General features: G+C 72.6%; 12 protein-coding genes. 10 read left to right on the forward strand and 2 right to left on the reverse strand.

The genetic code is table 11. The features are described 5' to 3' along the window. Positions 1-53: 53 nt before the first annotated feature. Positions 54-1823 carry a CocE/NonD family hydrolase gene (locus BBK82_RS38555; protein ID WP_083268466.1) on the reverse strand — a complete coding sequence of 590 codons (1770 nt, stop codon included), beginning with the start codon at positions 1821-1823 and terminating at the stop codon, positions 54-56. A 212-nt stretch (positions 1824-2035) separates the two neighbouring features. On the opposite strand from BBK82_RS38555, the gene BBK82_RS38560 reads away from it, so the two are divergent. From BBK82_RS38560 to BBK82_RS38600, 9 genes are all read left to right on the forward strand, one after another. Continuing rightward, on the forward strand, positions 2036-3901 hold the full coding sequence (locus BBK82_RS38560) for a TIR domain-containing protein (protein WP_065919347.1): 1866 nt from the start codon (positions 2036-2038) through the stop codon (positions 3899-3901). 87 nt (positions 3902-3988) lie between these two features. Next, positions 3989-4513: a hypothetical protein gene (locus BBK82_RS38565; RefSeq protein WP_065919348.1), complete on the forward strand. Its 525-nt coding sequence runs from the start codon at positions 3989-3991 to the stop codon at positions 4511-4513. After that, positions 4510-6804, forward strand: a complete 2295-nt coding sequence (locus BBK82_RS38570) for a tetratricopeptide repeat protein (protein ID WP_065919349.1) — start codon at positions 4510-4512, stop codon at positions 6802-6804. Before BBK82_RS38565 ends, BBK82_RS38570 begins: the two co-directional genes overlap by 4 nt. Positions 6805-6811: 7 nt before the next feature. Beyond that, on the forward strand, positions 6812-7279 hold the full coding sequence (locus tag BBK82_RS38575) for a hypothetical protein (RefSeq protein ID WP_065919350.1): 468 nt from the start codon (positions 6812-6814) through the stop codon (positions 7277-7279). Further along, a complete protein-coding gene (locus BBK82_RS38580) occupies positions 7261-8892 on the forward strand; it encodes an Hsp70 family protein (RefSeq protein WP_083268469.1) in 1632 nt (543 codons plus the stop codon). The genes BBK82_RS38575 and BBK82_RS38580 overlap by 19 nt, the downstream gene beginning before the upstream one ends. Positions 8893-8895: 3 nt before the next feature. Continuing rightward, positions 8896-9777 carry a serine/threonine-protein kinase gene (locus BBK82_RS38585; RefSeq protein WP_065919352.1) on the forward strand — a complete coding sequence of 294 codons (882 nt, stop codon included), beginning with the start codon at positions 8896-8898 and terminating at the stop codon, positions 9775-9777. After that, the gene (locus tag BBK82_RS38590; protein WP_065919353.1) at positions 9735-10232 is read left to right on the forward strand and encodes a hypothetical protein; all 498 of its coding nucleotides are present in this window, start codon (positions 9735-9737) and stop codon (positions 10230-10232) included. Before BBK82_RS38585 ends, BBK82_RS38590 begins: the two co-directional genes overlap by 43 nt. Further along, the gene (locus BBK82_RS38595) at positions 10199-11872 is read left to right on the forward strand and encodes a tetratricopeptide repeat protein (RefSeq protein WP_065919354.1); all 1674 of its coding nucleotides are present in this window, start codon (positions 10199-10201) and stop codon (positions 11870-11872) included. The genes BBK82_RS38590 and BBK82_RS38595 overlap by 34 nt, the downstream gene beginning before the upstream one ends. Continuing rightward, entirely contained in the window at positions 11869-12072 is a 204-nt protein-coding gene (locus BBK82_RS38600; protein ID WP_065919355.1) for a hypothetical protein, read from the forward strand. Before BBK82_RS38595 ends, BBK82_RS38600 begins: the two co-directional genes overlap by 4 nt. On the opposite strand, the gene BBK82_RS38605 is transcribed toward BBK82_RS38600, so the two are convergent. Continuing rightward, a complete protein-coding gene (locus BBK82_RS38605) occupies positions 12041-12409 on the reverse strand; it encodes a nitroreductase family deazaflavin-dependent oxidoreductase (protein ID WP_065919356.1) in 369 nt (122 codons plus the stop codon). The genes BBK82_RS38600 and BBK82_RS38605 overlap by 32 nt on opposite strands. On the opposite strand from BBK82_RS38605, the gene BBK82_RS38610 reads away from it, so the two are divergent. Beyond that, complete coding sequence (locus tag BBK82_RS38610) at positions 12402-12863, forward strand: TetR/AcrR family transcriptional regulator C-terminal domain-containing protein (protein WP_065919357.1); 462 nt, start codon at positions 12402-12404, stop codon at positions 12861-12863. The two genes, BBK82_RS38605 and BBK82_RS38610, sit on opposite strands and share 8 nt — an antisense overlap. Positions 12864-12923 lie beyond the last annotated feature (60 nt).

Below are 12923 nucleotides of genomic sequence, written 5' to 3' on the forward strand. Positions count from 1 at the left end.
CCCGGCCCGCTGCACGAGCAGCGGGCCGGGCAACGGTGCAAAGGACGTGCGGGTCAGGTGCCGATCGAGCCGCCCACGATCGGCAGCACCACCTTGCTCACGCCCAGCGACACGTTCACCGAGATCCCGGCGGAACCCGTGTCGACCCCGATGTAGCCGCTGTGGTTCGTCACCAGCACGATCCCGATCCGGTGCCCGGCAGGGATCACCGCGTCACGCGCGTGCAGCTTCCACGTCACGTCGACGGCGGTGTTGAGGGGCAGCGCCGCCGACGACTCCAGCGATCCGCGGTTCTTCGTGTCGATCGACCCCTTGGTCAGCATGGTCGCGGTGACCGCCTGCACCGAGACCGCCGGCGGCTGGGCGCAGCCGGTGCGGTTGCGGAGGTCGTCGCGGGAGCACTTCTCCGTCGAGAGCTGCAGCGGGGTGCGTTCGGAGAGCACGGCTTGGCTCGTGGGGCCGTAGTCGACCAGCAGTGCGGTCAGCGGGGTGGAGGTGCGGTTGGCGGCGATGCGGGCCGTCACCTGGACCTCGCCGGAGAGGCGTGCCTCGCGGGTCAGGGGTGCGGTGACGTAGGCGAGGCGGCGGGGGTCGGCGGTCTCCGGGTTGGCCATCATGGCCGACTCGCTGAGGGTGGTGTTGTCCGTCAGGCGCTGGGTTTGGCCGGTGCCGGAAGGAGAAGCGGTCAACGAGCCGGTGAAGCCTCCTGCGGCCGGGCCGAGGTGGAGGGTCGTGGCGGCGGTGCCGGGCTGGGGCCAGGAGGCGTGTTGTTCCCAGGTGCCGTTGGGGCGCTGGATGTCGGCCATGGGCTCGCTCATGATGCCGTTGTCGACGCCCTTGAGCCAGTGGTCCATCCAGAGGCCCATGACGCGTTGCCACTCGGCCTGGCGGAAGGAGATCGGGTCGAGGTGGCCGCCGCGGTGCAGCCAGAGCTTGCGGGGGACGCCCTGGGCGGCGAGTGCGTCCCACCAGCGACCGAACTGGGAGGGCTTGACGTTCCAGTCCGCTTGGCCGTGCACGACGAACACCGAGGCGCTCACCGCGCCGGCGGAGGGGCGGTAGTCGCGGGTGCGCCAGAACGAGGTGTAGTCGTAGGACTGGTCGCCGTCGTTGCGGGCGAGGCTGTCGAGCACGGCGCGGCACTTCGGCTTCTGCGCGGCGCTGATCACGTAGTTGGCGAGGGAGGTCGGGTAGTCGGTGGTGTGGCCGCGGTAGCCGATGCCCTGGTCGCGGGAGTACTCGTACCAGCTGGAGATGGCGGCGATGGGCACGATGGTCTTGACGCCCGGGATGTTCGCGGCGGCCGCGGCGTTGGGCAGGGTGCCGTTGTAGGAGACGCCGAGCATGCCGACGTTGCCGGTGCTCCAGGACGCCACGGCCGGGGTGCCGTCGGCGTAGCGGGCGGTGGTGCGGCCGTTGAGCCAGTCGACGACGGCGCGGACGCTGGTGGTGTCCTCGGGACCGCCGGTGGTCGGGCAGCCGGTCGAGCGGGAGGTGCCTTGCATCTCCACCTCGACGACGGCGTAGCCGCGCGGCACGAAGTACTCGTCGTACCACCGGCCGAAGCCGCGCGGCACGTCCAGGGCCGAGGTGGCGCCGAGGCCGTAGTAGGGGCTGGCCTCCATGACCACGGGCACCCGGCCGGCTCCGCCGGGGCGTTTGACGTCGGCAGCGATGCGGTCGCGCACACCGTCGCCATCACTGTCCATTGAGGACTCGACGTAGACGGTCTCGGTGATGTCGGCGGCGGGAGCGGCGGCGGCTGTCACGGGCAGACCGGCCGCGAGCAGGGATATGAGCACAGCAGGGACAAGGGTTCGCATGGGTTTCCTCCGGTGCGAGCCCGGCCGAGCAGGGGTGACCGGGCACACCGGAATTGCACCGAGGCGGGAACGTGCGGCGGTACCGTCGAAAGATCTTGACGGTTGCCGGAACTCGGGCGACTGGCCAGAAGGTGGACAGTTCCTGGCCAAACGGCGCGATGACCGCTCGTGCGGAGTTTGCTTTCCGGGTCGGGGACGGCGGCCGGAGGGTGATGGACCAGTTCGACGTGTTCGTGAGCTACGCCTCGGTGGACCGGGCGGTGGTCCGGCCCTTCGTCGAACGGTTGCGGGCCGACGGGTTCCGGGTCTGGTTCGACGAGCAGCGGATGGCGGGCGGGCGGCCCGCGATGCAGCAGCTCGCGGACGGCATCGAGAACTCGGCGCACCTGGTCGCATGCCTCACCGACGCCTACCTCCAGCGGGCGTGGACGGGCTTCGAGCTGCAGGTCAGCCGGTACCTCGACCCGGCGGGGCGGTCCGGGCGGACGATCCCGGTGCTGTTCGAACGGCTCACCGGGCCCGTGCCGGCGGAGATCAGGTTCCTCGCGCTCTGCGACCTCACCGACGACGCGACCTACGACCTCGAGTACCGCAAGATCGTCGGGTCGATCACGCGCCCGGTGCCCTCCGCGAGCCCCGAACCGCTGCAGGACGCGTGCGTCGCGCCGTTCCAGCACCTCGACGAGCCGGCCGTGGCGTTGTTCAAGACCCACCAGGCCGTCTCCGCGCTGCTGCGGCACCAGGACGGCACGGGCGGGCCGACGCTCGAGAAGCTCGTGCACTCCGGGGAGGTGCCGCCGCATCTGCGCGCGCCGCTCGCCACCGTCCAGGCCTACGCGCGCGGCACGGAGGACGACGCGGTGATCACCATCCGCTCGGTCGCGCCCGCTCTGTCCGCGTTGATGATGCTGGCGCAGTGGGCCCTGCCCGGTGAGACGCCGGACCCGTGGACCGAGGTCTTCGACAGCCTGCCGGACAACGGGGACGGGACGAAGGCGATCTCCGGCACGACGTTCACGGTCCGCGGCCCGCAGCTGGGCAGGACGGGCCTCGGGCCGCGCTACGCCGGGCACGACCTGCTGCGCGGCGAACCGGTGTCGGTGCACCTGGTGGGCCTGCCGGAGGACCGGGACGAGGCGTTCTTCGCCGAGATCGCGCGCTTCTCCCGGATCGCGAACGCCGCGGTGGTGTCGCCGGTCGCGGCAGGACCGGTCTCGGTCGACGGCAAACGCCGCTGCCTCTACGTCATCATGCCCACGATCGACGGCGACAGCGCCCAGGACCTCGTCCGCAGGGACGGGCCGCTGCCCGCCAGGGCCGCGCACGAGGTGTGCCTGGGCATCGCGCGGGCGCTCAGGGCGTTCCACGAGGCCCAGCCGCCGATCGTGCACGGCGACGTCACCCCCGCCAACGTCGTCGTCGGCCGGCACGGTGCGGTCCGGGTGCTGTGCATCGCGCGGGAGATGGCGGACGTGCCGGTCGACGACGTGACCGGCACGGCGGCGAGCCGGGTGGACTCGTTCCTGTTCGGCAGCCCGGAACACCGGTCGGGGCAGCCGCCGACCCCGCGGACCGACCTGTTCGCGCTCAGCGCCGTCCTGCACTTCCTGCTGACCGGCGAGTACCCGACCGCCGACGACGTCGCCGCGTCCCCGCTCCGGCACTGCGCCACCGCCGCGGAGGCCTGCGCGGTGCTGGAACGGCACGTCGCCGACCTGCCGGCCGGGAGCAGGCTGACCGCCGTGCGCCGCCGCTCCCGGATCCCCGTCCCGAGACCGGTGACCGCCGACGGCCTCATGCTCGTGCACTCGGTGGAGGTCCAGGCACGCCAGGCCTGGCCGCTCGCGGACGACCGGGTGCTGGTCTGGGAACTGGGCTCCGACACGCTCGCCGTGCTCGACGGCGACGACCTCGGCTGGCGGGACGACCGTCCGGTGCCCGTGCGCCGGTCGGTCGTGGGCCGGCGGCCGCGTCGGCGTCGGCGGGTGGGACGGCGCCGTGCGGTACTTCTCCGGTCACGACGCGGTGGCCGCGCACCAGCTCGACGGCACCGTCGGCGACCTCGCGTTCGTCGGTGACGACCTCGTCGCCGGCTCCTGGAAGCGCGAGCTGACCCGGCTGACCGGCAGCGGCCGCCGGTCGACCTGCTCGCGGTCGACCGGGGCGTGCACCGGATCGCCGCCACCGGCGACCGGTTCGCGGTCTCGGGCCTGGCGGGCGGCCTCGCGCGGTACGCCGACACGCGCAGGACCGCCGACCACCCCGAGCTGGACTTCGTGGGCGACATCGCCTTCGCCGGCAGCCGGCTGGTCGTGCTGACCCACGACAACGAGCTGACCAGCATGCGGCTCGACGACACCTTCACCGCACGCGAGACCAAGCCCGGCGCGAGGAGGCTGCTGCCCTCCCCCGTGCCGGGCACCTGCTTGCTGCTGACCGACGAGCAGGTCTGGCTGGTCGACGACGCGAACCGGCACCTGCTGCACGCCACGATGCCCGCCGGGTACGCCTTGCTCTCCGCTGCTCCCGGCGGTTTCACCGCGTCCACCCCGGACGGCTGCGGCTACTGGCACGACGGCGCCCGGCAGCACCTGTGGCCGGACGCCCTCTGCGCCGTGCTCGCCCAGGACGGTCACCGGCTCGCCGTCACCAGACCGGGCGTCGTCGAGCTGTACGAGGTCGGCGGGTGAGCGCCCTGCGAGCGGCGATCGCCGAGCTGAGCCGGCGCGGCGACACCCCCGAGGTGCGGGTCGCGCTCGCGGAGGCGCGGTTCCGGCTGGCGCTGCGGACCGACCCGGCGGAGGCGGTCGAGCTGCTGCGCGCGGCCGCCGAGGCCGATCCGTTCCAGCCCAAGGTGTTCCTGCACCTCGGCCGGCTGCTGCACCTGCAGGGCAGGTACTCCTGCGCACTGCGCGAGTACCGCCGGGCGGCCGAGCTGGTGCCGGACAGCGACCGCGTCCGGCGGTTGGTCGCACTCGCCGAGCACGGCCTGGGCCCGGCCAAGAAGCGGGTCAAGCCCACCGCCGACACGTGGTTGCTGCTCCTGCTCGACGAGCTGGCCAAGCCGAAACCGGCCCGCGCCCAGGTCACCGCCTGCCTGGAACACGCCACCGGCACCGAACGCGCCGTCGCCGCGATCCTCCTGCTCGCCACCGGCGAACACCCCGCCAAGGTCCGCGACCTCGCGGACGACCCCGTCCTCGACGCGGTCCTGGAGCTGGCCGAGGAACGCGACCCGGCGGCGTTCGTCGGCACCGCGGCCGAGCACCTGCGCGCCGGCACCCTCCCGATCGAGCTCGTCTGCTGCACCCACTTCGCGAAGTACCGGCACTTGCCCGCCCTCGACGCGCTCCGGCTGCTGGACCGCTACCCCGCCGACCTCCGCGACCAGGACTGCTTCACGGAACTGGAGATCGCGGTCCTCGACGCGTGCGCGCGGCGGGCCTGGGCGGAGGACCGCCTGGACGAGGCGAAACTGCTGTGGCGGGAGACGATCCCGCTCGACCCGCACCGCGTGCCGGTCGCCGTGAACCTCGCCCTGCTGGCCGCCCGCACCAGGTCCGCCGAGGAGTACGGCCCCGCCTGGGCCCGGCTCGCCGAGCTGCTGTACCTGCACGCCGCGGCGGCGGGGAACGTGCAGCTCATGCTCGAGGACCGCGTCACCCTGCACCGCGCCATCAGCCAGAACAGCAGGCAGCGGCACGTGCTGGGCCGCGACCTGCCCGACGAGGAGCAACTGCGGTCCTGGCTGCGCGATCCCGAGGCGCTGGAGGTGTGGCTGCGCGAGTGGGACTGCCACTACCTCAACGCCCGGCTCGGCTTCCGCTCCCCCACCTACCGCCTCGGCGTCCGCACCACCGCCGCGCGCGACGCGCTGGTCCGGCACGTCGACGCCGAGCTGCGGCCCCGCAGGTGGACCGGCATCGGCGTGTTCTGCGACCTCGCGAACGCGTCGTTCGCCGAAGCCCGCGCACAACGCCACGACGACTACCTCGAACTGGAGAAGGCACGAGCCGACGCGCTCACCGACGAGACGTTCCACCACGCGCTGCTCCTGCGCCGCCTGCTGCACGCCCTGACCGACACACCGAACCCGTTGCGCCAGGGTCTGCTCCTCGCCCGCCACCTGTTCGCGCTGCCGTGGCCGGACTTCCAGCCGCTGTGCGTCGAACGCGGCCTGGTCGACCCCGGCGTCGACCTCGACCAGCTCTTCGAGGCGGACCTCATCCGGCTGGCGGCCGGGGAGAACCGGCTGGAGGACCTGGACGCGTGCATCGAGCTCCTGCCGCACCGCCTGGCGCCACGCGCGTTCCGCTGCCGGGCCCTGCAGCAGGCGGGCCGGCTCGACGAGGCCTACGCGGAGGCGCTGGAGGCACTCAAGGAGCCCGTCGTCGACGAGGACCTGCCGCGCCGGGCCGGTCTGGTCGGCCTGCTCGGCGCCATCGGACGGGAAGCGGTTCCCGCCCACCTGAGCGAGTTCGGTGACCGCGCCGGTCTCGAGGCGTTCGTCGACGCGGCCAGGGTGGCGCTCGACCGGTTTCCACACGCCGGTTCGCTGCGCGTCCACCTCGCCAGGACGCTCACCGCGCTCGGCGGCGCCGAGCGGATGACCGAAGCGGAGCGACTGCTGGCCGAGGGCGTCGCGATCGCGCTGACCGACGAGCAGCGCCAGGAGTTCGAGCAGGCGCTCACCTCGACCGGTGAGGCGGCCGAGGTCGACACGGCCCGCCGGCGGGTGCTGGAACTGTTCAACGCCGCTCTGGACGGCGCCCGCGACGCCGTCGACGAGTACAACGAGGCCCGCTACGCCGGCATGGCCCACCGCTCGCTCGCGAAGATCCGGCGAGCGCTGGACGACCTCGCGGAGGCGCTCACCGTCGCGGAGCAGGCGGGGCTGCGGCGTGAGGTGGCCGAGCTGGAGAAGTGGCTGGACCACCTCGGCGAGCTCGAGGGCGAGCTGCAGCGCAGAGGGGTGTGGTGACAGGGCCATGTTCATGATCGACCTCGGGGCCGACTCCTACTACTCGCTGCTCGGCGTCACCCCGAACGCGACCGCGGCGCAGATCCGGCAGGCCCGCGACGGCCTGATCCGCGAGCTGCGCGAACGCCAGCGCCGCGAACCGACCCGCCGCACCGAGCTCGACGAACGGCAGCGCGTGGTCAACGCGGCGGGCGAGCAACTGGCGCGACCGGCCAGGAGAGCGCAGTACGACCAGGACAACGCACACCTGCGGTTCTTCACCGTCCGCACGGCCGCGGCGCCCATGTTCACCGAGCCGGCCGACCGCACCGCCGTCCTGCACCGCATGCTGCGCGACCACTTCGCCGCACGCGGAACGGGGCTGCCACCGCTGTCCGACCTGGACAGGACCGACTTCTCCGCCGACCACTCGCCCAACCGCCTGCTCGACGAGCTGCTGGCCCAAGGAGACAACCAGTGCCATTCCACAAGGTGATCGGCATCGACCTCGGCACGACCTACTCCGCCGTGTCCATCTGGGACGGCAAGGACACGCACGTCATCGAGAGCGCGATCGGGGCCAGGACCGTGCCGTCGGTCGTCGGCCTCGACCCCGAGCGGCAGGTGGTCGTCGGCGCGCCGGCCCAGAACAACCTCGTTAACGACCCGGCGAACACGGTCATCGAGGTCAAGCGCGAGATGGGCGTCTACGAACGGCCGCCCAGCGGTCCCGACGACCCCGGTGTGCCGCGCCGGATCCGGTTCCGCGACCAGGACTACCTGCCGCAGGAGATCTCCGCGTTCATCCTGATGGAGCTCAAGCGCCAGGCCGAGGCCTACGTCGGCGAGCCGATCCACGACGCGGTGATCACCGTCCCCGCCTACTTCAAGGAACCGCAGCGCGGCGCCACCGAGGACGCGGCCAGGATGGCCCGGCTCAACGTGCACCGGCTGCTCAACGAACCGACGGCCGCCGCGGTCTGCTTCGGCGCGGACAAGATCGAGGACGACCGCACGCACACCTGCGCCGTCTACGACCTCGGCGGCGGCACGTTCGACGTGTCGATCATCCAGGTCAGCCCCGGCAACGTCAGCGTGGTCGGCACCGGCGGCGACCCGCGGCTGGGCGGTGGCGACTTCGACGACCGGATCACCGAGCACGTGCTGCGGCTGATCCACGAGCAGCACGGCGTCGACCTGCGCGACGACCCGATGGTGCGGCAACGGGTCAAGCGCGAGGCCGAGATGCGCAAGCGCGAGCTGTCCGTCGCCAAGGTCGCCACCCTCAACCTGCCGTACCTGACCCCGACGCTGAGCGTGAACGTCCCGTTGTCCAGGGCCACCTTCGAGTCCCTGATCGACGACCTGCTGCAGCGCTCGTTCGACTGCCTCGACCAGGCGCTGGAGTCGGCGCGGGAGAGCAACGGCGTCGAGGTCGACGAGATCGAGCAGGTGCTGCTGGTCGGCGGCTCGACCCGGATCGCGTGCGTGCGCGAACGCCTCGCCGAGCACCTGGGCCTGGAGCTGAAGGACGTCCGGGCGGACATCAGCCCGGACGAGGTCGTGGCGCGCGGGGCCGGCATGGTCGCCCGCGACTACCCGGAGTCCGACGGGTACGAGGGCAAGGCCGTTGCGATGTCGCCGCACGAACCGGGCCGCGACCCCGCCGACGAGCCGTTGGTCCTGCAGGACGTCACCAGCCACACGCTGGGCATCCTCGCCAACGACGCCGACTTCATCCCGATCCTGCCCAAGGACAGCCGCATCCCCGGCAGCAACACCAGGGACAACTTCATCAACGGCGGCCCGTCCACCACGCTCGACGTGCTGATCTTCCAGGGCGAGCACCCCGTGGCGTTCGAGAACGACCTCATCGGCAAGCTGCCGATCCACCTGCCGGAAGCCCGCGAACGCGGGTACTACCGGTTCGAGGTCACGTTCGGCATCGACCAGAACGGACTGCTCGGCGCGGCGGTGAAGTGCTTGAACGACAACCAGGTCTGGCAGACCGAGGTGCAGTGCAACGTGCGGGCGAGCCGGCAGGAGATCGAACGCACCGCCCACCACATCGGCACGGTCATGGCCGGCCTGCCCAAGCCGCCGGAGTAGGCCGTGCAGGGACCGCACGGCGTCCAGTTGCAGGACATGCTCGGGGTCACCGACCGCGGCTCGCTGTGGCGCGCGCACGACACGGTGCTGCGGGTCGTGGAGCCGCGCTTCTGCGACGAGGCGTTCCGCGAGGCGCTCACCCGGCTGCGCCACCGGCGGTACCCGCGGCTGCTGGAGATCACCGGTGAGGGCTGGACCGACGGCCACTTCTACGTCTCCTACGCGGTCACACCGCCGTGGCAGACGCTGGAGGAACGGCTGGCAGGGCCGCTGGACTGGCCGGAACGCGTCGCGCTGGCCGCCGACGTGTGCCGGGCGGTGGAGCTCTGGCAGGCGAGCCCGGTGCACCCGCTCGGCCTGAGCCTGCGCAGCATCGTGCTGATGCGGCACGCGGGCCGGTGGCTGCCGTGGCTGGTGCCGTGCCCGCCGATCGCCCGGCCCACTCCGCGCGACCTGTTCGGGCTGGACGCCACGGCGCTCGCCCCGCTGGCACCGGAGCTGATCAGGGGCACGGCCACGGTCGCCCTGGACGGCTACGCGCTCGGCACGCTGGTGGCGCAGGTGCTCGGCCCGGCGACCGGGACGTACGACGACGAGGGCCGGGTCGAGGCGCAGGCGCGCGGCGTCCTGCTGTCGGCCACGGGCACGCGCGTCCCGGTGTTCCTGCACCACACCCCGCAGTTCCAGGCGGTGGTGCGGACGATCGAGCGCTACCGCCACCCGCACCCGCAGGCCCGGCCGGACGACGCCGGCGACCTGCTCGCCGCGCTCGAGGCCGTGGTGGACCTGCCGGGCTCGCCGGGGCGCTGCTGCCCGACCGGGTGCTGGAGGTGTTGCGCGCCATGGGTGACGACCCGCGGGTCGTGCCGATCGCCGCACGGATGAGCTCGACTGCGGACCCGGCGCTCGCGTTGCGCTGCCTCGACCTCGCGGTGCCGATCGCCACCGACGATCTCGGGCTGCGCCGCACCCGCGCGTCGCTGCGGTGGGAGCTTGGCCGGTACACCGACGAGCTGCTCGACGACCTGGCCGTGCTCTCGCGGCACGGCGACCGCTCCGAACGGCTGACGGCGTTGCGGCGCAGCGCGGAGGTGCACCGGGCGCGCGGAAATCCGGCCGAGGCGGCGAAAGCGCTCTACTCGGCGACCCGGCTGGCGCCCGGCGACCTCAACCTCCTGCTCTCCTACCGGCGGTGCTGGCTGGAGCTGGACCGGTCGCACGAGGCGGACCAGACCCACGCGGAGGCGTTGCGGCGCATCGGGCGCATGCGGGAGAGCCAGCTGCTCACGACGGAGGAGGCGGAGCTGTGGCGTTCCCGGTTCGCAGAACAACCGCACTGATCACCGGTACGGCGCTGGCGCTCACGGCGTGCGGTTCCGGCACCGAGGTCACGGTGCCGGAGACGTCGCTGCCGGAGGGCAGCTACGACGCGGTCGTGTCCGGTCCCGGCGGTCAGCTGCCGGTGAAGGTCGTCGTCGGACCGGCCGAGTCCGGTTCCGCGGTCACGTTCCTCCTGGTCGCTGTCGCCCTGCTCGGCCTGGTCGCGTTGGTGTACCTGGGAGTTCTGCTGCCGCGGCGGCGCAGGCAGGCCTACGAGCAGGCGCTCGCGCAGGTGGACGCGGGTGAGTTCCGGCGCGCGCTGCCGGCGTTGACCCGGCTCGAGGGCCAGCTGCCGGCGAAGCTGCGCAACGAGGCCAGGTTCCACATCGCGTTCGCGCTGTTCCAGATCGACTCGCTGGACGAGGCCGAGCACCGGCTCGCCGCGCTGCACCGGGAGAACCCGGCGGAACCGTCGGTCCTCTACCTGCTCGCGCACCTGCGGTCGACCCGCCGCGACTTCGAGGCGGCGGAGTCCGTTCTGGACACCGCGATGGCGGAAGGGCTGCTGACGGGACGGCGGATGCGCAGGCTGTACGCCGTCGTGAAGTTCCAGCGCGCCGCGGAGGCCGTGTCGGACGGGCGGCTCGACGACGCCGCCGGGCTGTTCGCGAAGGTCGAACGGCTCGGGGAGCTGACCGAGCACATCCCAGCCGACCTGCGCAACCGGCACCTCGCGCTCGGCACGCAGGCGTTGTTCGACAAGAACGTCCCGGCCGCGCGCGACCACTTCGAGGGCCTGCGCACGACCTCGCTGGAACCCGAGCAGCTCGCGTCCGTCCACCTGGGACTCGCGCTCGCGGAGTGGCTCGACCCGGCACCTGATGCGGCACACCGGATCGAGCAGCTCCTCGCCGAGTGCGCCCGGCTGCTCGACCCCGGCGGGGCGCTGGAGGAGGACTGGCCCGCGCTGCCCTCCGGCGGTGCGGCGGACACCCTGGCGTCATTGTCAGAGCACCGCGACGTCGGGCTGCGGAACATCCACTTCCTGCGCGGCATGGCGGCCGTGCGCGACGGCGACCTGACCGCGGCTGTCCGCAGGTTCGCCCGCGCCCGCGCACACGACCCGGAGTTCGCCGACACCCACCTCGTGGTCGGGCTGATCAAGTACGGCACCGGCGCCACCGACGAGGGCGTCGCCCTGCTCCGCCACGCCCACAAGCTCGGCGCCCGCGAACCCGAGCTGCGCCGGATCATCTCCGGTCACCGCGACCGGCCGGACGTGGCCCGGTTGCTCGAGGTCCTGCACACGTACGCGGGCGACAGCGCGGTGCTCGCCGAACTGGCTCCCGGTCTCGTCGAGCGGCTGACCCGCTTCCGCAAGCCGCGCGACTGGGACGGCCGCCCCGACCTCGCCACCACGCACACCGCACCGACCATCGCCGACCTGGGCGAGCGCAGCGCCCTGCTGAGGGAACGGGTCGCCCAGCTACCGGCCTCCGGCGGCCCGGACCTCGACGCCGCCCGCCGCCTCGCCGACGACCTCGACCGCGCCACCGCCGCACTCGTGGCCTCGGCGCGTGCGGTCCAGCGCCAGGAGGCCGAACTGCTCACCCTGCTCGGCAGGTCGTTGCTCACCGAGACCGGGAGGAACCCCCGATGACGTCCCGCAGACTGACCCCGGCCGACTGCGTCGCCGCACTGCCGGAACCCGAGCTCGACCTCCCACCCGGTCTGCGGGACGACGTGCGCGCCATCGACCTGCGGCACGCCGCGCTCGTCATCGCCGAGCTCGACCACGCCGAGGAGACGGCGCTCGTGCTCGCCCGGCTCAGGCCAGGTCCATCCGCAGGAACTCGGTGATCTTGAGCATCTTCGGCGGTCGCTTCGCGCCGGGTGACACCGTGCCGAACGCCTCCTCCTCGCCGACGAGGCGCGGTGCAGTCAGCTCGACCTCCTTCCCGTCGACCCGCAGCCGGGCGGAGCCGGACGCCAGCACGTTGCGCACCCAGTCCGATCTCGACCCGTAGACCAGGATGAACACGTACCCGTCGCCGGTCGGGAGTGCGTCCATCGGGGTGCGGTAGGTGGCGCCGGACGTGCGGCCGACATGGGTCATGACCGGGTACTTGTCGCCCCGCAGGACGATCCGGTTGAACACGCGCTTGTTGATGTGACCCCACCACAACGGCATGGGCATGGGCATGGTCGTGGACGTCGTGTTCACGGCGATCGACCCGCCGGTCACCGACGAGGACTGGCGCACGGCCATCCGCACGCGGGCCCAGATCGCCCGCGAAGTGCTCGGGCGGCACCGGTGGGCGCTCGGCCTCCTCGACTCCCGGCACCACCCCGGACACGCGACCCTGAAGCGGCACAACGCCTTCCTCGGGATCCTGCGGGGCGCCGGGTTCGGTGTCGCGATGGCGGTCCACGGCATCTCGCTGATCGACAGCTACGTCAACGGCTACGTGCTGCACGAGGCGAACCTGCCCGGTGACGTCCAGCAGGCGGCGGACGGGCTGCTGGAGCACGTGGCACAGCTGCCGCACCTGAAGGAGGTCGTCGAGCACGTCATGACGGGGTACGACTCCGGCGACGAGTTCGAGTACGGGCTGGAACTGGTCCTCGACGCGCTGGAGGCCCGCCGGTGACCGGGGAGAGCAGCCTGGTGCTGCCATTTCGACCGCGGGCACCGGCGTCCGCGCGCAACG

It is taken from the genome of Lentzea guizhouensis, assembly GCF_001701025.1.
GTDB classification, from domain to species: Bacteria; Actinomycetota; Actinomycetes; order Mycobacteriales; family Pseudonocardiaceae; genus Lentzea; species Lentzea guizhouensis.